This is a genomic window from Mesorhizobium sp. USDA 4132 (assembly GCF_056279545.1).
This window is the reverse complement of sequence record NZ_JBWCCP010000001.1, coordinates 242,996-263,377: the sequence shown is the minus strand read 5'-3', so window position 1 is coordinate 263,377 and position 20,382 is coordinate 242,996. Positions and strand designations below refer to the sequence as shown.

Here is a 20,382-nt window from a genome sequence, read left to right as displayed (position 1 = left end):
GAAGTTAGTAGTATAGGTAACTTGTATGGTTGTCTATATTAATAGACATTTTGGAGCTTGGCAATGGACCTGGCGAAACAAATCGGGCCGAACGCGGAAACCAACGGACGCCGCCGTGCGGTTGGCCTGCTTGCGCGGGCGATGACGGACGAATTGCGTGCCGCCTGGGACAAGCTTCCGGCCAAACCGGAGGTCAAGCCCGTACGTGGGCCGGAGACCGGACTGGTGATGGTCCGCGGCCGCATCGGCGGCGGCGGCGCGCCCTTCAATCTCGGCGAGGCGACGGTGACGCGGGCGACCGTGCTCCTGGCATCCGGCACTGCTGGCCATGGGCAGGCGCTCGGCACGTCTAAGGACAATGTCCGGCTTGCAGCCATTTTCGACGCGCTCTGGCAGGAGGCCGGCACGCGCGATTTCGTGGAGACCACGCTGCTCGCGCCCATCGAGGCCCGCATCGCGGCGGAGGACAAACAAAAAGCGGAGGAGACGGCAGCGACCCGCGTCGATTTCTTCACCATGGTACGGGGGGACGACTGATGAACATCAAGACGCAAGCGCTTTCCGGCGGGTTCGGGGAGCCGGTTTTCGAATCCCAGGGCGTGTTCCGCATGCTGATGGACGGCATGGCCCGTCCGGGAACGATCCGCACCGTCGGACCGGATGTCGGTCAGCCCGAGCCGCTTGGAGGGGCAGCCGGGGCGATCGCCGTGACGCTCTGCGACCATGAAACGCCCGTCTGGCTGAGCGCCGGCCTTGCCAAATCGGCCACCGGCGAATGGATCGGTTTCCATACCGGAGCGCCGATCACCCGCGAAAAGGCGGAGGCCCGCTTCGCCTTTGTTGAAGCCGGCGCGACGCTTGCCTCGTTCGGCCTGTTTTCGGCCGGCACCCAGGAATATCCGGACCGTTCGACGACGCTGGTCATCGAAGTCGCAGCACTTGGCGAAGGCCTGCCGCTGACGCTGACCGGTCCCGGCATTCCGCATGCAACGACCGTCATGGTGAAGGGTCTTCCGGAAGTGTTTCCACGGCTTTGGGCCGACAACCGGGCACTCTTCCCGCGCGGCGTCGATGTCATCCTGACGGCCGGCAAGAGCCTGCTGTGCCTGCCGCGAACGGTGCGGATCGCAACGCAATGAACGGACGCCTGACTTTTTAGCCTTGTGGCCGCCTGCTCGGGGCAGCCGCTGGGGCCGAACGACCAAACCCTTCCCGCGTCTTCCATGGAATGCCGGTGATGGCCAGGAGAATGAACCATGTATGTTGCCGTCAAGGGTGGCGAGGCCGCCATCAACAACGCTCACCGGCTGCTGGCCGACCGGCGTCGGGGCGATCGCTCGCTCCCTTCCGTCACCATCGAGCAGATCGTCGAGCAACTGGGCCTCGCGGTCGACCGGGTGATGGCCGAGGCCTCGCTTTTCGACCGGGCGCTCGCGGCGCTTGCTGTCCGCCAGTCGCGCGGCGACATGATCGAGGCGATCTTCCTGCTGCGCGCCTATCGCACCACGCTGCCGCGCTTCGGTTCCTCCGTTCCGGTCGATACGGCCGCCATGAAGGTCGAGCGGCGCGTGTCGGCGACCTACAAGGACCTGCCGGGCGGCCAGCTTCTCGGCCCGACATTCGACTATACCCACAGGCTGCTTGACCCTTCGCTGCTCACCGACGAACCGGTCGATGAGCCGGAGCGCCGCGATACGCCGGAAGAGCACATCATGCGGGTTTCGGACATTCTCGCCCATGAAGGCCTGATCGAACCGGACGGCGAGTTTTCCGAGGACCATCAGGCCGGCGACATCACCCGCGAGCCGATGGAATTCCCGATGAGCCGCGATCTGCGCCTGCAGGCGCTCGCCCGTGGTGACGAAGGTTTCCTCTTGGCGCTCGGTTATTCCACCCAGCGCGGTTACGGCCGCAACCACCCGTTCGTCGGCGAAATCCGCATTGGCGAAGTGGAAATCGAGATCGAAGTCGCGGAGCTCGGCTTTGCCGTTTCGCTCGGCCGCATCCAGGTCACCGAATGTCAGATGGTCAATCAGTTCAAGGGTTCGTCCAAGGCACCGCCGCAGTTCACCCGCGGTTACGGCCTGGTCTTCGGCCAGAGCGAGCGCAAGGCGATGTCGATGTCGCTGGTCGACCGGGCGCTGCGTGCGGAAGAGTTGGGCGAGGATATTACCGCGCCGGCGCAGGACGAGGAATTTGTGATCTCGCATTCGGACAACGTCCAGGCGACCGGTTTTGTCGAGCACCTGAAACTGCCGCATTACGTCGACTTCCAGGCCGAGCTTGCGCTGGTGCGCAAGATGCGCTCGGACATCGAGGCGGCGCGCAATGGCGGCAATGGCGTTAAGGGCGGCCTGCAGGAGGCCGCCGAATGACCGTGATGTCGGTTCGGCCGCAGTTCAGAGGCGGCTCAATCGCCTCCGCCGTCACCATCGCAGGCGCCGCCCGCGCTGCCGCTGTCGCAGCTGCTCACGGAACCTCCGGCCCAGCCGCCGTCGCTGCCCGCATTGGCAATCCGGGCATCCTTAGGGGGTTTGATGACATAAAAGGGAATGATGATCCCGCAGGCGATGAAGGCCGCGAAGACGGCCACGCCCAGCAATCCGTTCGAAGTGATGGCGTCCATGACAGCCTTTCCTTCTAGTTGGTTCATGCAGTCACAGGATACTCCAAGATGACGGACCTCGCCACCTACAACTTCGCCTATCTCGACGAGCAGACGAAGCGGATGATCCGCCGCGCGATCCTGAAAGCGATCGCCATCCCCGGTTACCAGGTGCCTTTCGCCTCCCGCGAGATGCCGATGCCCTACGGCTGGGGCACCGGCGGCGTGCAGGTGACCGCCGCGATTATCGGCCCGGAAGACGTGCTGAAGGTGATCGACCAGGGTGCCGACGATACGACCAATGCGGTCTCGATCCGCGCCTTCTTCCAGAAGGTCGCCAATGTCGCCGTCACCACCCATACCAAGGACGCGACGATCATCCAGACCCGCCACCGCATTCCCGAGCACAAGCTCGCCGAGGGCCAAGTCCTCGTCTACCAGGTGCCGATCCCGGAACCCTTGCGCTTCCTCGAGCCGCGCGAGACCGAGACCCGCAAGATGCATGCGCTCGAAGAATACGGGCTCATGCATGTGAAGCTCTACGAGGACATCGCCCATAACGGCCGCATTTCGAAGACCTATGCTTATCCGGTGAAGGTCGCGGGCCGCTACGTGATGGACCCGTCGCCGACGCCAAAATTCGACAATCCGAAAATGCACCGCTCGGAGGCGCTGCAGCTGTTCGGCGCCGGCCGCGAAAAGCGCATCTACGCGGTGCCGCCCTATACGGACGTCGTGAGCCTCGACTTCGAGGATCATCCGTTCGAAATCCAGACCTTCGACAAGCCCTGCGCGCTCTGCGGCGCCGAGAACGTTTATCTCGACGAGGTGGTGCTGGACGACAGGGGTGGCCGCATGTTCGTCTGCTCGGACACCGACAATTGCGAGGACCGCCGCGAACACGGCCATGCCGGCGCTCTGCTGGCACCCGTCAATGAGGCAGCTGAATGACACTGGTTGTGGCTTACCCCCCTCTGTCCTGCCGGACATCTCCCCCTCAAGGGGGGAGATTGGATAGACACGCCCGCTCGATCCCTCTTGAAGACACCGCTTATCGAACTGCCCGATCCCATTTGGGGCTGAGGCTTACCCGCTTGCCGATCTCCCCCCTTGAGGGGGAGATGTCCGGCAGGACAGAGGGGGGTGAACCCCACGCGCCGACATTCAAGGACAAAACGCCATGACCGACACCCCTCTTCTCAAAGTCAGCGGCGTCTCGAAATTCTATGGCAGCCGGATCGGCTGCAAGGATGTTTCCTTCGATCTGTGGCCGGGCGAAGTGCTTGCCATCGTCGGTGAATCCGGCTCCGGCAAGACGACGCTGCTCAACTGCCTGTCGACCCGGCTGATGCCGACGGCCGGCAGTGTCGAATACCGGATGCGCGACGGCAATTTCCGCGACCTCTACCATATGAGCGAGGCCGAGCGACGCTTCCTGATGCGCACCGACTGGGGCTTCGTGCACCAGAACCCGGCCGACGGCCTGCGGATGACGGTTTCGGCCGGCGCCAATGTCGGCGAGCGGCTGATGGCCGTCGGCGACCGGCATTACGGCAAGATCCGCGAGACGGCGAGCGACTGGCTGACCCGCGTCGAAATCGGCACCGACCGCATCGACGATCAGCCGCGCGCCTTTTCCGGCGGGATGCGCCAGCGCCTGCAGATCGCCCGCAACCTCGTCACCGGCCCGCGCCTCGTGTTCATGGACGAGCCGACCGGCGGCCTCGACGTCTCGGTCCAGGCTCGCCTGCTCGATCTCGTGCGCGGCCTCGTCAACGATCTCGGCCTGTCGGCGATCGTCGTCACCCACGATCTTGCGGTCGCCCGCCTCCTGTCCCACCGGATGATGGTGATGAAGGACGGCTATGTGATCGAGCACGGGCTGACGGACCGGGTGCTCGACGATCCGCGCGAGCCTTATACCCAGCTTCTCGTCTCTTCCATTCTTCAGGTCTGAGGAAAAACGATCATGGCAACTCCCCTCGTCGTTTCCGAGGTCTTCAAGAGCTTCACCATGCATCTGCGCGATGGCATCAAGCTGCCGGTCGTCAACGATGTGAACTTTTCCGTCGCGAGCGGCGAATGCGTCGTGCTCGGCGGCCCGTCAGGCATCGGCAAGAGCTCGATCCTGAAGATGCTCTATGGCAACTATGCCGTCGATGCCGGCCAGATCCTTGTCGATCACAAGGACCGGCTCGTCGATATCGCTCGTGCCGATCCGCGCACCGTGCTCGACGTGCGCCGCCATACGCTCGGTTATGTCAGCCAGTTCCTGCGCACCGTGCCGCGGGTCTCCGCGCTCGACGTGGTCGCCGAACCGCTCGTCGCCCGCGGTATCCCGGCAGTGGAAGCGCGCGGCAAGGCGGCCGAGCTGCTGGGCAAGCTCAACCTGCCGCAGGAGCTCTGGACCCTGCCGCCCGCGACGTTTTCGGGTGGCGAACAGCAGCGGGTCAACATCGCCCGCGGTTTCATCACCAGCCACCGTATCCTGCTCCTCGACGAGCCGACCGCTTCGCTCGACGCCATCAACCGCCGCGTCGTCGTGGACATGATCGCGGACAAGAAACGCGAGGGCGTCGCCCTTCTCGGCATCTTCCACGACGAGGAAGTGCGCGAGGCGGTGGCAGACCGCGTTCTCGACGTCTCCCAATTTTCTCCGCGAAAGGCAGTCGCCGCATGAGCGTCAAGGTGGGGCTCGAGCCCGCAATCCACGAAACGGCAAATGTCAACAATTCCACGCTCGGCCCGTATACGGAAGTCTCCGAGCGCTGCCGCATCAGCGAGGCCGAGATCGGCGCCTATTCCTATATCATGCAGGACGGCTCGATCTGGTGCGCGACGATCGGCAAGTTCGTCAACATGGCGGCCTCGGTGCGCATCAACGCCACCAACCACCCGACCTGGCGGGCGACGCTGCACCACTTCACCTATCGCGCCGCCAGCTACTGGGACGACGCGGAAGACGAAAAGAGCTTCTTCGAATGGCGGCGCGACCATCGCGTCACCATCGGCCATGACGTGTGGATCGGCCACGGCGCCACCGTGCTACCGGGCGTCACTGTCGGCAACGGTGCGGTGATCGGCGCCGGTGCGGTCGTCTCGAAGGACATCGCGCCCTATACGATCGTCGGCGGCGTGCCGGCGAAACTCATCCGCGAGCGTTTCACAAAAGCGGTCGGCGAGGCGATGGACCGGCTTGCCTGGTGGGACTGGGATCACCTGAAACTGAGAGCTGCGCTCGATGATTTCCGGGCACTTTCGGCAGAGGAATTCGTGTCCCGTCATGCCACGTAACGGAAGCGTGACGGGCACTTTCGGAATATAATAAAATCGACATAAAACCGACATTCAGACTTCATCAACCATCGCTATCGAGCTCTCAGAAAAAGGCTGAATTGGCGAGAGAGCATGAAGTTCGAGTTGAGGGACATCACCCGCCGTTTCGGCGACCGTATCGCGGTGAGCGCCGTGAACGTCGAGATTCCCCAAGGCCAGATGGTCGGCATCATCGGCCGCTCCGGCGCGGGCAAGTCGACCCTGCTGCGCATGATCAACCGCCTGCAGGAGCCGAGCTCCGGCTCCATCTATTTCAACGGCGCCGAAGTCTCCTCCCTCAAGGGCCGGGCACTGCGCAACTGGCAGCGCGACTGCGCGATGATCTTCCAGCAGTTCAACCTGGTGCCGCGCCTCGACGTGATGACCAATGTGCTGCTCGGCCGTCTCAATCACCGTTCGACGACCTTGAGCCTCTTGAAAATCTTCAGCCGTGACGAGCGCGTCATGGCGATGGCGGCGCTCGAGCGGCTCGGCATCGAACAGACGGCGTTGCAGGCCGCCGGAACATTGTCCGGCGGACAGCAGCAGCGGGTGGCGATTGCCCGTGCGCTGGTGCAGGCCCCGAAAATGATGCTCGCCGACGAGCCGATCGCCTCGCTCGATCCGCTCAATGCCAAAATCGTCATGGACGCGCTGCGCGACATCAACGAGCGCGAAGGCATCACGGTCATCACCAATCTGCACACGCTCGATACCGCCCGCAGCTATTGCGAGCGGATTATCGGCATGGCGGGCGGCCGCGTCGTCTTCGACGGACCGCCGCAGGAGCTCAATGCCAATGCGGTGCGCGAGATCTACGGCTCCGACAGGGATGGCGCCGGGATCGACGAGACGATGACGTCGACCAGCCTCGCCTCCACCCGTCGCGGCGAGGCTCCGGTCGCGATCGACACATCCGGCATGATGGCCGAAGCCGCCGCCATGCGCTGACCTGTTTCCGGCTGCCGACCCGCGGCCGGAAGACTGACGCCCTTTCCGGGTTGACCACCCCAATCACCAAAGGAGACTTCCATGTCTGCATTCCGCAAGATCCTGATGGCGACGATCGCCATCGCTGCCGTCGCCGGCCAGGCCCACGCCCAGAGCGCACCCGTTCTGCGCATCGGCCTCGATGGCGGCGAAAACGAAGCCGACCAGGTTCGCCGCACCGAATGCGTCAAGCCGGGCCTGATCGCCGCGACCGGCGCTTCGGATGTCAAGCTCTTCCCGTCGCCGAACTATAACGGCGTCATCCAAGGCCTGCTCGGCGGCACGATCGACCTCGCCGTCATGGGTGCATCCTCCTACGCTTCGATCTACATCAAGGACCCGAACGCCGTTACCCCGGTCCTGACAACCAAACAGGCCGACGGTTCGACCGGCTACTACTCGATCATGGTTGCCCGCAAGGATTCGGGCATCAAGACGCTCGCCGATGCCAAGGGCAAGAAGATCGGCTTCGCCGATCCGGATTCGACCTCCGGTTACCTCGTGCCGAACGTCTCCTTGCCGAAGGACATCGGCATGCCGGTCAAGCAGTACTTCTCCGAAACCGGTTTCGGCGGCGGCCACGAGAACCTCGTTCTCGGCATTCTCGACAAGAAGTTTGACGTCGGCACCACCTTCGGTTCGGCTGTCGGCGACTGGGCGCAGGGCTACTCGTCCGGCAACCTGCACATCATGGTCACCAAGGGCCTGCTCGACATGGACGACATCGTCCAGGTCTGGAAGTCGCCGCTCATCCCGAACGGCCCGCTGATGGTTTCCAACAAGCTTTCGGACGACATGAAGAAGAAGGTGACCGCCTACTTCGCCGAGCTGCCGAAGAAGGACAAGGCCTGCTTCGAGAGCTTCACGGGCGGCGGCTACGTCGACTGGTCGCCGGTCGACCAGAAGTTCTACCAGACCATCATCGACGCCCGTAAGGCCGTCATCGGCGGCTGATCCAACGTCTGATCAATATCTTGGCGGCGGCATCATGACGATGCCGCCGCTCGTTCAAAAAGGATGCCCAGAATGGCGCACGTGGCCGAACCCGCTCAACTCAGCGGGCTGCAGGAAAGCTCCCGCACCATCCTCGACCATTATCAGCAACAGGTGCGGACCCGGCGGATTTATACCGTCGTCTCCATTGTGGTTTTCCTGATCGTGCTCGCTGCGTCGCTGGATTTCGCCAACGAAGCCAATTCCGGCAAGTTCTTCGAACGCCTTCCGTATTTCTTCGACTTCATCAAGAGCTTCGTGCCCAACAGCCCGCTGGAGATCTTCCGCGCCATGTTCGACCTGCCGTCGCCCTATGCGGACGGCTCGATCAAGTTCGACTATACGAGCGATCGCGTCTGGATCACCGACAGCTTCTACATTCCGAACTTCTTCTACCAGCTCGCCATCACCCTCAATATCGCGATCGTCTCGACCATTCTCGGCTCGACGGGCGCATTCCTGCTCTGCTTCTTCGCTTCCTCCAACCTCGTCGGCTCGCGGGCAGTGCGTTGGGGAGTGCGGCGGATCATGGAAATCATGCGCGCCTTCCCGGAGATCGTCATCGCCGGCCTTCTCGCCGCCATCCTGTCGATCGGTCCGATTGCGGCGATCATCGCGGTCTCCTTCCACACCATCGGTGCGCTCGGAAAGCTGTTCTTCGAAGTGGTCGAGAATGCCGACATGAGGCCGGACGAGGGCCTGCGGGCCTCGGGCGCCAGCTGGCTGGAGCGTGTCCGTTTCGCGATCCTGCCGCAGGTCCTGCCGAATTTCGTGTCCTATACGCTGCTGCGCACAGAGATCAACGTGCGCGCCTCGACCATTATCGGCGCCGTCGGCGGCGGCGGCATCGGCGAGGTGTTCAGCCTGTCGATCGGCCGCGACCACGCCGCCAAGACCTATGCGATCATCATCCTTCTCCTAGTCACCGTCATCTGCGTCGACCAGTTCTCGGCCTGGCTGCGCCGCCGGCTGATCGGCAGGCAATCGTTCGAATTCGGCCGGGGAGCCGCCTGATGTCCACTCTCGCCGTCAATGCCGCAGATCGCGAACGCCTGCTCGCCGCCTATCCCGAAGTCTTTCACCGCAGCTTCATGCAGCACTGGGGGCTGGCGATCGCCGCCGTTGCGGTCTTCGTCTACCTCGCCTTCTGCTTTTCCTTCTTCAACGTCATCCCGACCTTCGTCAACGGCAACTGGGACCGCGCGGCGATCTATATCCAGGACTGGTATTCCTGGCGCGCCCAGCCGCGCCTGCGCTTCCAGAACGGCCAGGTCGTGCCCCAATGGACCAGCCGCCGCCAATATCCCGAGGGTGCGGCGATCGACTGGCTGAAGCCGACCTCGAACGGCGGCTACACGGTCCTTTTCGGCGGCGAAAACCGCCTGGAAGTGACCCCGAGCCAGGTCGATGTCTATATCGACGGCAAGCTCTATCCCGTAGCGATCAACGGGGACCGGGCGTCTCTGCCGGCAGGTGCGCCGGCGCGGATGGAGCAGGACGACAACAAGGTCAATGTCCGGTTCGGTTTTGCGGGCCAGGCGGAAATCCGCAGCAACCAGGTCTATATCCAGCGGCGCTTCCTCGGCTGGGCGAATTTCTTCTTCGACACCCACTCGCCATTCTGGGGCCGCAGCTTCACCGGCGTCGCCGGGCTTATGCTCTTCGGCGAACGGCTCGATCCGGCCCAATCCAATGCCTCGCTGGCTCTCGACAACTTCCTGAACAATGGCAGCTGGCAGCACGGCGATATTCTCTCCAAGCTAATGCAGACGCTGGTCATGGCCTTTGTCGGCACGCTGTTTGCCACCCTCGTCGCCTTCCCGCTCGCCTTCGTCGCGGCGCGCAATATCACCACAAGCCGGCCGATGAACTGGGGGATGAAGCGCTTCTTCGACTTTCTGCGCTCCATCGACATGCTGATCTGGGCCTTGTTCTTCACCCGCGCCTTCGGCCCGGGGCCGTTGCCGGGGATCGCCGCCATCTTCTTCACGGACACCGGCGCGCTCGGCAAGGTCTATTCGGAAGCGCTGGAGAATGTCGACGACAAGCAGCGCGAGGGCGTCAAGTCGGTGGGAGCCGCGCCGGTCATCGTGCAGCGCTACGGCGTCGTGCCGCAGGTCCTGCCGATTTTCATCTCACAATCGCTGTATTTCTGGGAGTCCAACACCCGTTCGGCGACCGTGATCGGCGCTGTCGGCGCCGGCGGTATCGGCCTCAAGCTGCTCGAATCCATGAAGACCAATGCCGACTGGGACAAGGTCGCCTACATGGTCCTGCTGATCCTTCTGGTGGTCTTCGTCTTCGACAACCTCTCGAATGCGCTGCGTTCGCGGGTCATGGGCAAAAAGGGTCACTGACCGGCCGGATTATCATCATTCTGTCATGGAAATCTTTTAGCCGGAGGTCCTGTTTCGCCGGCCGGTAGACAGCTAAGGTCAGCCGGCCTTCTCCTGATTCCGGAATCCCGTTTTGCGCTACGCTCTCTATTTTTCGCCCGCCGAAAACCATCCGCTGACGAAGGCGGCAGCGCGTTGGCTCGGCCGTGACGCCTTTACCGCAGAGACGTTTCCGACGCCTGATGTCGAAGGATTGGCCCGCGACACCGTCCATGAACTGACTGCCGATCCGCGCCGCTATGCCTTTCATGCGACGCTCAAGGCGCCGTTCGAACTGCATCCCGACCGGACGGAGGCCGAGCTCATCGATGCCGCCGAACGCTTTGCCGCAGAGACGCCGGTCTTCGATATCCCGAACGTCATCGTCGGCCAGCTGGGGCGGTTCTTCGCGCTGGTGCCCGACACGATCTACCCGGAGCTCCAGCATTTTGCCGGACGCGTCGTCGAAGAGTTCGAACATTTTCGCGCGCCGCTGTCGGAGGACGATATCGCACGGCGGAAACCTGATATGTTAAGCTCTGCCCAGCGCGCCAATCTTGATCGCTGGGGTTATCCTTATGTCATGGACGAGTTCCGCTTCCACATGACGCTGACGGGCCAAGTCCCGGCCGAGGAGGCACCTGCCATGCGCCGCGAGCTCGATCGGCGCTTCGCCGATTTCGCCAACGCACCGCTGACCGTCGATGGGCTTGCCATCTTCGCCGAGCCCGAGCGCGGCGCCCCCTTCATCGCCCATCGCTGGCTTCGGCTGGCGTCCGCCTTCGAAAACAGAAAGACCGCATCATGACCGCCGAACTCGTGCTCACCAATGCCCGCATCGTGCTCGAGGACAGCGTGATCTCCGGTTCAGTCCAGATCCGGAACGGCAAGATCACCGATATCTCGGAAGGCAATGTCCATACTGGCGAGGATTTCGAGGGCGATTATCTGATCCCGGGCCTGGTCGAACTTCATACCGACCATCTGGAACAGCATTATTCGCCGCGTCCGGGCGTGCGCTGGAACACCACGGCGGCGATCCAGGCCCATGACGCACAGATCGCTACCTCCGGCATCACCACCGTCTTCGACTGCCTGCGCATGGGCGCCGACGAGGACGGCGGTTTTGCCCATGGCGAAATGCGGGACATGGCGGACGCGATTGCCGCCGCCGCCGCCTACGGCCGCCTGCGTTCCGAACACTTCCTGCATCTGCGCTGCGAAGTCTCCGCCGACAATTGCATGGAGCATTTCGTCGACTTCGAGAACGATCCGCATGTCCGGCTCGTCTCGCTGATGGATCACGCACCGGGCCAGCGGCAGTTCCAGACCATGGATCAGTACACCTTGTATTACCAGAAGAAGCGCGGCCTCAGCGACGAGGCATTCGCCGCCTTCGTGGCCAAACGCCAGGGAGAATCGGCACGCAACGCGACACCGCACCGCGCGGCGATCTCGAAGGTCTGCGCCGAGCGTGGCATCACTGTCGCAAGCCATGACGACGCGACGCTTTCCCATGTGGGCGAAGCGATCGACAACGGCGTTCGGCTGGCGGAATTCCCGACCAGTTTCGATGCGGCAAAGGCTTCCCACGAAGCGGGCATGAGCGTGCTGATGGGTGCGCCGAACATCGTTCGCGGCAAGTCGCATTCCGGCAATATCGCCGCCCGCGACCTTGCCGAGCGGGGCGTGCTCGACGTGCTCTCCTCCGATTACGTGCCGCTCAGCCTGCTGCATGCACCCTTCGTGCTTGCCGCAGAGGTCGAAAGCATCTCGCTGCCGAAGGCGCTCGCCATGGTGACGTCGACCCCTGCCCGTACAGTCAGCCTCGATGATCGCGGCCGGATCGCGACGGGCCTGCGCGCCGATATCGTTCGCGTCCATCACGAAGAGGGCGTTCCCGTCTCCCGCGCCGTCTGGCGGGAAGGCCGGCGGGTCGCCTGATGGACGCCAGGCCGACAACAATGGAATCGGAGCGACGCGGCTGCATGGTCGCCGTCGTCGGCCCGAGCGGGGCCGGCAAGGACACGCTGATGGCCTATGCCGCCCGGTTCTTCGAGGGCCGCGATGACGTCGTCTTCGTGCGGCGGATTATCACTCGCGATGCCGCCGCCGGCGGCGAGGATCACGACGGCGTTTCCGAAGCGGAATTCGAAGCTCTGGAAAGGGCCGGCCGTTTTGCGGTCTCCTGGGGTGCCCACGGCCTGCGATACGGCATTCCCGCCGAGACGAAAGAGGCCATGGCAAGAGGCCAGCTGGTCGTCGCCAACGGCTCGCGTTCCGCGCTTGCCCAGTTCAAAGATACCTATCCGTCGCTCGTGGTCATCAACATCACCGCCAGCCTGAACGTGCTCGCCGCCCGGCTCGAAGCGCGCGGACGGGAAACGCGCGAGGAGATACTTCGGCGTCTCGAACGCAGTTCGCTTGCCGTGACCGGCGACTACCAGGTGGTGACGATCGACAATAGCGGATCGCTCGAAGATGCCGGCAAGGCCCTGGTCGACGCTCTCAACGGTTGCTTTGCGAGCCAACCGACTGGTTAGCGAAAAACGTTCGATCCTTCTTTAAAGTCCCTGATCCGGCTCTATGTGCCTTTCCTTATATTATGAAAGGAAAAATCATGGGTCAGAACAAACCGCGCGACAGGCATCATTCCGATGGGGCAACCGCCATCGATCTGGAAGCGCGCGTCGTTGTTCTCGAAATCGTCTCCATGACGGCTTTGGCGCTCGCCATGGACACGTCCGAAAATGCGGATGTCGAACACGCCCGTGGGATCAGCAACCTCGTTCTCGAAGCCGTGCACCAGCGCTGTCACGAGATGAACATGCCGGAGGATGCGCGGCTCACCGCCTGCACCTATGCCGACGAGCTGCTTTCGACCGCGCTTATGTCCCTCTACCCGCAGGAACACTGAGCCTCAAGCTCAATGGGCCTCGTCCCAATTGCTGGCGGCGCGAGCATCGACCTTCAGCGGCACCCGCATCGAGATCGCGGGCATGGCCGCGTGCTCCATGGTCGAGATGATCACCGGCAAGGTCTGGCCGATCTCTTCGTCCTCGACTTCGAAGATCAGTTCGTCGTGCACCTGCAGCAGCATGCGGGCCTTTCCGTTCAGTCCGGCCGTTTGGAGCGCCGATTCCATCTTCGCCATCGCCCTGCGGATGATATCTGCGGCCGAACCCTGGATCGGCGCATTGATCGACGCACGTTCGTTGAAGGCGCGCACCGAAGGGTTGGAGGACTTGATCTCGGGATAATGCGCCCGGCGGCCGAAGATCGTCTCGACGTAACCGTTCTCGCGGGCGAAGGTCTTGGTGCTTTCCATGTAATCGCGGATGCCCGGGAAGCGCTCGAAATACTTCTTGATGTAATCGCCCGCTTCCGAGCGTTCGATCGACAGCTGGTTGGCCAGTCCGAAGGCGGAAATGCCGTAGATGATGCCGAAGTTGATCGCCTTGGCGCGGCGGCGCACTTCGCTCGGCATGCCCTCGACCGGCACGCCGAACATTTCCGAGGCCGTCATCGCATGAATGTCGATCCCATCGGCAAAGGCCTGGCGCAGTTGCGGAATGTCGGCCACATGCGCAAGCACGCGCAGCTCGATCTGGCTGTAGTCGGCGGAAACCAGCTTGTGGCCCGGCGTCGAGATAAAAGCGGTGCGGATCTTGCGGCCTTCCGCCGTACGCACCGGGATGTTCTGCAGGTTCGGTTCCGAAGAGGAAAGTCGGCCTGTGGTGGTGGAGGCAAGTGAGTAGCAGGTGTGGACCCGCTTCGTCTCCGGGTGGACATAACCCGGCAGCGCATCCGTGTAGGTGGATTTCAGCTTTGTCAGCTGGCGCCAGTCGACGATCTTGCGCGGCAGGGGATGACCTTCGGCGGCCAGGTCTTCCAGCACGCTGGCCGAGGTCGACCATTGGCCGGTCTTGGTCTTGGCGCCGCCCGGCAGGCCCATCTTGCCGAACAGGATGTCGCCGAGCTGTTTCGGCGAGCCGATGGTGAACTTTTCCCCTGCCAGCTCGTAGATCTCGTCTTCGAAGGCGGCGGCCCGCTGGGCAAGCTCTCCCGAAAGCCTGGACAGGATCTGCCGGTCGATGGTGATGCCGCGCTCTTCCATGCGGGCGAGCACCGAGACCAGCGGCCGCTCGAGCCGTTCATAGATGCGGGTCAGGCCCGCAGCCGCCAGCTGCGGTTTCAGCACCATCCACAGGCGCAGCGTCACGTCCGCATCTTCCGCGGCATAGGCGGTCGCCTTGTCGATATCGACGAAATCGAAAGTGACGCCCGCCTTGCCGCTGCCGGCGACTTCCTTGAAGGTGATCGGCTTGTGGTTCAGCCAGCGCTCCGACAGTGCGTCCATGCCGTGGTTCGCCTTGCCGGCCTCCAGCACATAGGACATCAACATCGTATCGTCATAACCCTCGACGGTGATGCCGTGGCGCCTCATCAATAGGTAATCGAATTTCAGGTTCTGCGCCACTTTGAGGACCGACGGGTCCTCCAGCAGCGGCTTCAGACGCGCCAGCGCTTCCCTGGTCGAGATCTGGTTTTCGACAAGCCCGCCGCCGAGCAGATCGCCGACGCCGGTCTTGTGGATCAGCGGCACATAGGCCGCGCGGACTTCTAGGCCGGACGGGTTGGCGATATTGTCGGCAAGCGCCAGCGAAAAACCAACCAGTTCCGCCTGCATCGGATCAAGCGACGTGGTTTCCGTATCGAAGGCGACAAGGCCGGTTTCCTGCGCCGCGCGGATCCAGTCGTCGAGCACCGTCAGGTCCCGGATGGTCACGTAGCAGCTCGGATCGAGCTTGGCCTTGGCAAAGGCTTCGATGCGGGCCTCAGCGAGTGCGGTCGGCGTTGCCGCCTCCATGCCCTTGGCGACCGGCGCCTTGGCCGGATGAGGCGGCGCTTCGGCCGCTGCCTCGCCGGTGTCGACCGCTGCCGCACCGCCGGCATCGAGATCCGGGCCGCGAGCGGCCTGACCCCATTCGACGTTCACGACGGCGGGTTCGATGGCATCGGCATCGCAATTGCAGGCAGCGGCGACGCGGCGCGTCAGCGTGCCGAATTCCATGGTTTTCAGGAAGCCTACCAGTTTCGGGCCGTCCTGCGGCTCCAGCACCAGCGCGTCGAGATCAAGGTCCAAGGGCACATCGAGACGCAGCGAGACGAGCCGGCGCGAAAGGCGGGCGAGATCGGCATTGGCGACGATGTTTTCGCGGCGCTTCACCTGCTTGATTTCGCCGGCGCGGGCGAGCAGCGTGTCGAGATCGCCGAACTCTTCGAGAAGCTGGGCTGCCGTCTTCGGGCCTATGCCCGGAATGCCCGGCACGTTGTCAACCGAATCGCCGACCATCGCCTGCAGGTCGATCATCTTCTCCGGCGGGACGCCCCATTTCTCGATGACGTCCGGAATGCCGATCTGCTTGTCCTTCATGCTATCGTACATGTGGACGTTCGGCGTCACGAGCTGCATCAGGTCCTTGTCGGACGAGACGATCGTCACATCGGCGCCGGTCGCCTCCGCCTGGCGGGCGTAGGTCGCGATGATGTCGTCCGCTTCGAAACCTTCGGTCTCGATGCAGGGCAGGTTGAATGCGCGGGTCGCCTGGCGGATCAGGCCGAACTGCGGGATCAGCTCTTCCGGCGGCGCCGAGCGGTTCGCCTTGTAGGCGTCGTAGAGATCCTTGCGGAAGGTCTTGGAGGAATAGTCGAAGATGACCGCGAAATGGCTGGGCGTCACGCCGACCGAGGTGTCGCGCGCGTCGGTCAGCAGCTTCCACAACATGTTGCAGAAGCCGGAGACGGCGCCGACCGGCAGGCCGTCGGATTTGCGGGTGAGCGGCGGCAACGCGTGGAAGGCGCGGAAAATGAAGCCGGAACCGTCGATAAGGAAAAGATGATCGCCTTTTTTCATGGCGCAAGGAATAGCGTGGGGCATTTGATCCGTCCACGAAAACTTCGCTGCCGCGAAGCCTCCCGCCCTCACCGGAACGTTACCGATTTGTAATATGCTTTCTCTTGAAAAGCCCGTCGCGGTTCCACATTTCCTTGTTACCGGCGATTGATCACGCCGCAGTCTGGCAGCCGGCCTGTCCCCCGCCGCACCCAGACCGGACAAAGGCCTATCCCCCTCTCCGGGCCTTTGTCCCTCCATCAGAACCGCCACGGCTGTCCCCTCCCTGCCGTGGCGGTTTTTTATTGCCCTTTTGCAGGAAAGACTTGTCATTTTGCCCATCTTCGCACAGGCTTGGCGAAAGCATGGCGTGCGATATATCTGGTAGATAACGCTCGCAAACGGGCTCGTTCAGGGAGGGATGAAGACCAGCCATGGGATTCGACCGCTCGCATTCGGCGACATACCTGGCGGGCCAACTCGCCAAAGGCTTTGCGCGCTCCTTGCAGAAGCGGGCCATGGTGCTTGGCTTTTCTCCCGGGCAGTTTCCTGTCCTGCTCGAACTCTGGCAGGAAGACGGGCTCACACAGAAGCAGCTCCTCGACAAGCTGGAAGTCGAACAGGCAACACTCGCCAATACGCTCGCCCGCATGGAGCGCGATGGGCTGATCCAGCGCACCCCTCATCCGAACGACCGGCGAGCGCAGATCATCACCCTCACCCCGCTCGGCCGCGAGCTGGAAATCCAGGCCGTCGAAGCCGCTTCCGAGGCGGATGCAGCGCTTTTTTCAGGCTTCCGCCGCTTCGAGCGCGAACTGATGATCGAATATATGCGGATGATCGTCGAGAACGCCCGCAAGGTTTGACTGAGGCCGCGCCTTTCGTCACACCCAGTGTTAGGGGCAGCAGGCGCTGGTTCCGGCTGACGGTGCGCAGCAGGAAGCCGTCTTGCGGGTTTCTTCCGCCAGCCAGCGATCGCGCGGTTTGCAACTCGCCGGGCGGGCGGCCAGTTCCACATGCAATGCCCCGCCCTTTAGGACCGGCGTCGAAGCGCAATAAAGCTGCATCGGCCGGATCCCGTCGCTGACTTCGAACGTCAATTTGGCGGTGCCCTCGATCTTCACGTGTTCGGAGAACTTACGGATGATCGCCGAAAACTTGTCCGCCGTCATATGGGTGTGGTCGCCTTCCTCGATATCCCAGAGCTGCACGAAAATTTCCGACCAGGCCTCCGGGTTGGCACCACAGTCGAGCGCCGAGAACTGTCCTGCCTTGACCTCTGTGACGTGGTAGCCCGGCTTTACCGGCCGGCCATCGTAGTGAAACACCAGCGGCTGGTCGCTGGCACTCGCCAATGTGTCGAGCAGGAAGCCCAGGCTGACGTCGTCCCGCGGAACCGGCTTGTCTATCGCGTTCATTTCGGCTATTCCATATTTCAACTGTTCAAGGATTGTTGAAATATGGATGAACGTCAAGCCCTCGCGTCATTCGGAGCACTCTCGCAGGATACCCGCCTGCAGATTGTCCGGATGCTGGTTGTTGCCGGACCCTCCGGCATGGCGGCCGGCACGATCGCCGAGCAATTGGACGTATCGCCGTCGAACGTCTCCTTCCATCTCAAGGAGCTGGACCGGGCCGGGCTGATCTCCCAGCAGCGGGAATCCCGCTCGATTATCTATTCCGCCAATTACGAAGCGCTCGGCGGCCTCGTCCGCTTCCTGATGGAAGACTGCTGCGCCGGGCATCCGGAAATCTGCGCGCCAGCCGCCGAGGTGGCCGCCTGCTGCACCCCTGCACCTGCCGCGTTGGAGGGCTGACGGCCATGTTCGACCTACCCCGCAGACTGACGGCCGAAGCCCTCGGCACCGCCCTGCTGGTCGCCACCGTGGTCGGTTCCGGCATCATGGCCGACCGGCTCTCAGTGGATATGGGGGTTTCGCTGCTCGGCAATACTCTTCCGACCGGCGCAATTCTCGTTGTCCTGATCACCCTGCTGGGGCCGATTTCCGGAGCGCATCTCAATCCGGCAGTGACAATGGTGTTTGCCCTGAGACGCGAGATCGAGGCCCGCTCGGCGTTCTTCTATCTCGCCGCGCAGTTCGCTGGCGGCGTCACGGGAACTATCCTGGCGCATGCGATGTTCGATCTGCCGCTGCTGCAGGTATCCACCACGATCCGGACAGGACCGGGCCAGTGGCTCGCCGAGGTGGTCGCCACTTTCGGCCTCATCCTCACGATCCTCGCCGGGATCCGGTTCCGTTCCGAGGCTATTCCGTGGCTGGTCGGCCTCTATATCACCGCTGCCTACTGGTTCACCGCCTCGACTTCCTTTGCCAATCCGGCCGTCGCCCTGGCGCGATCGCTCACCGATACCTTCGCGGGAATCCGGCCCGGCGACCTTCCGGGCTTCATCCTGGCCGAGATCGCCGGCGCTGTGGCGGCTTTGCTGCTGGCCGGCTGGCTGCTGGCGGAGACAAACCCCTCATCCAACCGCTCGTACACATGAAGGGCGCAAAATGACCATCGACGTCACCATCTATCACAATCCGGATTGCGGCACCTCGCGCAACACGCTGGCCATGATCCGCAATGCCGGCATCGAACCGACGGTGATCGAATATCTGAAAACACCGCCGACGCGCGACGAACTCGTCCGGATGATCGCGGATGCAGGCCTCACCGTGCGGCAGGCGATCCGCGAGAAGGGCACGCCTTATGCGGAGCTCGGTCTCAACGATCCAGTCCTTTCCGATGATCGGCTGCTGGATGCGATGCTGAAGGATCCGATCCTGATCAACCGCCCATTCGTCATCACGCCCTTGGGCACGCGCCTGGCGCGACCGTCGGAGGCCGTGCTCGATATCCTGCCGGATACTCACCAGGGTCCGTTCGCCAAGGAAGACGGCGAACAGGTGCTGGACGCCGAGGGCAAGCGCGTTGTCTGAACGCATGCCCGTTGCCGCCGTCGTCGCACTCGGCGTCACGCAGATCATCGGGTATGGCACCCTCTATTACAGTTTCAGCATCCTTGCACCGGATATGGCGGCGCATTTCTCGTGGTCCAGCGAATGGATCTTCGGGGCGCTTTCAGTCGCGCTTCTGATCGGCGGGCTCAGCGCTCCGTGGCTCGGCGCGCTGTTCGACCGGATCGGCGCCGGCCGCGTCATGACTATCGGTTCTGCCGCGGCCGCGGCCGCATTGGTTGCCTGCGCCATGGCGCCCGGCAAGGCCACCTTTGTCGTGGCGCTGATTGCGATCGAGGTGGCCGCCAATCTCGTACAATATGGCGCCGCCTTCGCCCTTCTGGTGCAGCTTCGGCCACAGGTCGCGCAACGCAGCATCACCTATCTCACCCTGATCGCCGGATTCGCCTCGACGATCTTCTGGCCAATCACCGCAGCGCTGCATGCCTATCTCTCCTGGCAGCACGTCTATCTCGTCTTTGCGGCGCTCAATCTGCTGGTCTGCCTGCCGCTGCATGCCTGGCTGTCTCAGGGAGCCGCACGACGAAAGGCGGCATCTTCCGCCCTCCCCACCCGGACCGAGGGCATTTTGACGCCCGACCTGCGGTTCACCGGCTTTACGCTGATGGTCGCCGGGTTCTCGCTGCAGTCGCTGGTGAGCTCCGCCGTGCTCGTCCATATGGTGCCGCTGCTCTCCGGCCTTGGTCTCGGCACGAGTGCTGCGCTGGTCGGCACATTGTTCGGCCCTTCCCAAGTTCTTAGCCGGCTCATCAACATGACGTTCGGCCAAAACCTGCAGCCCCTTCGCCTCGCGCTGATTGCGGCGGCGCTGCTGCCGGCCGGCGTTGTCGTTCTTGTCCTCACGGCGCCATCGGTACCCGGAGCGATGCTGTTTGCGGTCATCTTCGGCATGGGTAACGGACTTTTGAGCATCGTGACAGGTACCCTTCCGCTGACGCTGTTCGGCAGTAACGGCTACGGCAAACTGCAGGGCAAGATGATGTCGGCCCGGTTGATCGTCTCGGCGATTGCCCCCTTCGTCCTGGCGCTTTCCATGCAGCGGCTGGGTTTTATCTGGTCGCTTTCGATCACGGCGGCGCTTGGCGCTCTTGCCGTCCTCGCCTTCCGCGCCATCGATGGGCTCGTCCGGAACGGAACGCGCTTCGGCTAGGATGCCCATCCCGCGTGCCATGGACGTCTTTGCCATTGTCTCTTCCACCCCGGACTTGCTAACAAGGTCGGGCA

23 protein-coding genes are annotated in these 20,382 nt (G+C 63.1%); 20 read left to right on the top strand and 3 right to left on the bottom strand.

Annotated features, from left to right (window positions below; all coding sequences use genetic code 11):
- Positions 1 to 63 precede the first annotated feature (63 nt).
- From phnG to ACZ9IU_RS01255, 3 genes are all read left to right on the top strand, one after another.
- A complete protein-coding gene (gene phnG, locus ACZ9IU_RS01265) occupies positions 64 to 537 on the top strand; it encodes a phosphonate C-P lyase system protein PhnG (protein ID WP_038548056.1) in 474 nt (157 codons plus the stop codon).
- A complete protein-coding gene (gene phnH, locus ACZ9IU_RS01260) occupies positions 537 to 1,139 on the top strand; it encodes a phosphonate C-P lyase system protein PhnH (protein WP_038548054.1) in 603 nt (200 codons plus the stop codon). The genes phnG and phnH overlap by 1 nt, the downstream gene beginning before the upstream one ends.
- A gap of 117 nt (positions 1,140 to 1,256) precedes the next feature.
- Entirely contained in the window at positions 1,257 to 2,375 is a 1,119-nt protein-coding gene (locus ACZ9IU_RS01255; RefSeq protein ID WP_038548052.1) for a carbon-phosphorus lyase complex subunit, read from the top strand.
- 35 nt (positions 2,376 to 2,410) lie between these two features.
- On the opposite strand, the gene ACZ9IU_RS01250 is transcribed toward ACZ9IU_RS01255, so the two are convergent.
- The gene (locus ACZ9IU_RS01250; RefSeq protein WP_038548050.1) at positions 2,411 to 2,626 is read right to left on the bottom strand and encodes a hypothetical protein; all 216 of its coding nucleotides are present in this window, start codon (positions 2,624 to 2,626) and stop codon (positions 2,411 to 2,413) included.
- Positions 2,627 to 2,674: 48 nt separating this feature from the next.
- Between ACZ9IU_RS01250 and ACZ9IU_RS01245 the strand changes: the two genes are divergently transcribed.
- The 12 genes from ACZ9IU_RS01245 to ACZ9IU_RS01190 all read left to right on the top strand — a co-directional run bounded on the left by ACZ9IU_RS01245 (position 2,675) and on the right by ACZ9IU_RS01190 (position 13,195).
- On the top strand, positions 2,675 to 3,556 hold the full coding sequence (locus tag ACZ9IU_RS01245) for an alpha-D-ribose 1-methylphosphonate 5-phosphate C-P-lyase PhnJ (RefSeq protein ID WP_038548048.1): 882 nt from the start codon (positions 2,675 to 2,677) through the stop codon (positions 3,554 to 3,556).
- Positions 3,557 to 3,785: 229 nt separating this feature from the next.
- On the top strand, positions 3,786 to 4,562 hold the full coding sequence (phnK, locus tag ACZ9IU_RS01240; RefSeq protein WP_038548045.1) for a phosphonate C-P lyase system protein PhnK: 777 nt from the start codon (positions 3,786 to 3,788) through the stop codon (positions 4,560 to 4,562).
- Between the two features lie 12 nt (positions 4,563 to 4,574).
- Positions 4,575 to 5,285, top strand: coding sequence for a phosphonate C-P lyase system protein PhnL (phnL, locus tag ACZ9IU_RS01235; protein ID WP_038548042.1), 711 nt, complete (start codon positions 4,575 to 4,577; stop codon positions 5,283 to 5,285).
- Positions 5,282 to 5,899, top strand: a complete 618-nt coding sequence (locus ACZ9IU_RS01230; RefSeq protein WP_038548039.1) for a DapH/DapD/GlmU-related protein — start codon at positions 5,282 to 5,284, stop codon at positions 5,897 to 5,899. The genes phnL and ACZ9IU_RS01230 overlap by 4 nt, the downstream gene beginning before the upstream one ends.
- A 114-nt stretch (positions 5,900 to 6,013) precedes the next feature.
- Entirely contained in the window at positions 6,014 to 6,871 is an 858-nt protein-coding gene (gene phnC / locus ACZ9IU_RS01225) for a phosphonate ABC transporter ATP-binding protein (RefSeq protein WP_038548036.1), read from the top strand.
- Positions 6,872 to 6,952: 81 nt separating this feature from the next.
- Complete coding sequence (phnD, locus tag ACZ9IU_RS01220; RefSeq protein WP_038548034.1) at positions 6,953 to 7,864, top strand: phosphonate ABC transporter substrate-binding protein; 912 nt, start codon at positions 6,953 to 6,955, stop codon at positions 7,862 to 7,864.
- Positions 7,865 to 7,936: 72 nt separating this feature from the next.
- Positions 7,937 to 8,917, top strand: coding sequence for a phosphonate ABC transporter, permease protein PhnE (gene phnE, locus ACZ9IU_RS01215; RefSeq protein ID WP_038548031.1), 981 nt, complete (start codon positions 7,937 to 7,939; stop codon positions 8,915 to 8,917).
- Positions 8,917 to 10,260 carry a phosphonate ABC transporter, permease protein PhnE gene (gene phnE / locus ACZ9IU_RS01210; RefSeq protein WP_157885204.1) on the top strand — a complete coding sequence of 448 codons (1,344 nt, stop codon included), beginning with the start codon at positions 8,917 to 8,919 and terminating at the stop codon, positions 10,258 to 10,260. The genes phnE (ACZ9IU_RS01215) and phnE (ACZ9IU_RS01210) overlap by 1 nt, the downstream gene beginning before the upstream one ends.
- A 112-nt stretch (positions 10,261 to 10,372) precedes the next feature.
- Positions 10,373 to 11,086 (top strand): DUF1045 domain-containing protein, encoded by a 714-nt coding sequence (locus tag ACZ9IU_RS01205; RefSeq protein WP_038548028.1) that lies wholly within the window; start codon positions 10,373 to 10,375, stop codon positions 11,084 to 11,086.
- Positions 11,083 to 12,222: an alpha-D-ribose 1-methylphosphonate 5-triphosphate diphosphatase gene (locus ACZ9IU_RS01200; RefSeq protein WP_038548025.1), complete on the top strand. Its 1,140-nt coding sequence runs from the start codon at positions 11,083 to 11,085 to the stop codon at positions 12,220 to 12,222. Before ACZ9IU_RS01205 ends, ACZ9IU_RS01200 begins: the two co-directional genes overlap by 4 nt.
- 20 nt (positions 12,223 to 12,242) lie before the next feature.
- Positions 12,243 to 12,821: a phosphonate metabolism protein/1,5-bisphosphokinase (PRPP-forming) PhnN gene (phnN, locus tag ACZ9IU_RS01195; protein WP_038548021.1), complete on the top strand. Its 579-nt coding sequence runs from the start codon at positions 12,243 to 12,245 to the stop codon at positions 12,819 to 12,821.
- 77 nt (positions 12,822 to 12,898) lie between these two features.
- Positions 12,899 to 13,195: a hypothetical protein gene (locus ACZ9IU_RS01190; protein WP_038548018.1), complete on the top strand. Its 297-nt coding sequence runs from the start codon at positions 12,899 to 12,901 to the stop codon at positions 13,193 to 13,195.
- A gap of 9 nt (positions 13,196 to 13,204) precedes the next feature.
- Here ACZ9IU_RS01190 and polA read toward each other — a convergent pair whose 3' ends face one another.
- Positions 13,205 to 16,219, bottom strand: a complete 3,015-nt coding sequence (gene polA / locus ACZ9IU_RS01185) for a DNA polymerase I (RefSeq protein ID WP_437179037.1) — start codon at positions 16,217 to 16,219, stop codon at positions 13,205 to 13,207.
- Between the two features lie 389 nt (positions 16,220 to 16,608).
- Here polA and ACZ9IU_RS01180 point away from each other — a divergent pair, with 389 nt between their 5' ends.
- Positions 16,609 to 17,040, top strand: a complete 432-nt coding sequence (locus ACZ9IU_RS01180) for a MarR family winged helix-turn-helix transcriptional regulator (RefSeq protein ID WP_038548012.1) — start codon at positions 16,609 to 16,611, stop codon at positions 17,038 to 17,040.
- A 30-nt stretch (positions 17,041 to 17,070) separates the two neighbouring features.
- Here the strand turns inward: ACZ9IU_RS01180 and ACZ9IU_RS01175 are convergent, their stop codons facing one another.
- A complete protein-coding gene (locus tag ACZ9IU_RS01175; RefSeq protein WP_038548009.1) occupies positions 17,071 to 17,592 on the bottom strand; it encodes a DUF6428 family protein in 522 nt (173 codons plus the stop codon).
- Between the two features lie 42 nt (positions 17,593 to 17,634).
- Here ACZ9IU_RS01175 and ACZ9IU_RS01170 point away from each other — a divergent pair, with 42 nt between their 5' ends.
- From ACZ9IU_RS01170 to arsK, 4 genes are read left to right on the top strand one after another with little or no spacing between them, the layout of a single operon-like run.
- The gene (locus ACZ9IU_RS01170; protein WP_038548005.1) at positions 17,635 to 17,991 is read left to right on the top strand and encodes an ArsR/SmtB family transcription factor; all 357 of its coding nucleotides are present in this window, start codon (positions 17,635 to 17,637) and stop codon (positions 17,989 to 17,991) included.
- Positions 17,992 to 17,996: 5 nt separating this feature from the next.
- Positions 17,997 to 18,680, top strand: a complete 684-nt coding sequence (locus ACZ9IU_RS01165; protein ID WP_038548003.1) for an aquaporin — start codon at positions 17,997 to 17,999, stop codon at positions 18,678 to 18,680.
- A gap of 10 nt (positions 18,681 to 18,690) precedes the next feature.
- Positions 18,691 to 19,119: an arsenate reductase (glutaredoxin) gene (gene arsC / locus ACZ9IU_RS01160; protein WP_038548000.1), complete on the top strand. Its 429-nt coding sequence runs from the start codon at positions 18,691 to 18,693 to the stop codon at positions 19,117 to 19,119.
- 4 nt (positions 19,120 to 19,123) lie between these two features.
- Positions 19,124 to 20,308 (top strand): arsenite efflux MFS transporter ArsK, encoded by a 1,185-nt coding sequence (arsK, locus tag ACZ9IU_RS01155; RefSeq protein WP_038547998.1) that lies wholly within the window; start codon positions 19,124 to 19,126, stop codon positions 20,306 to 20,308.
- Positions 20,309 to 20,382 lie beyond the last annotated feature (74 nt).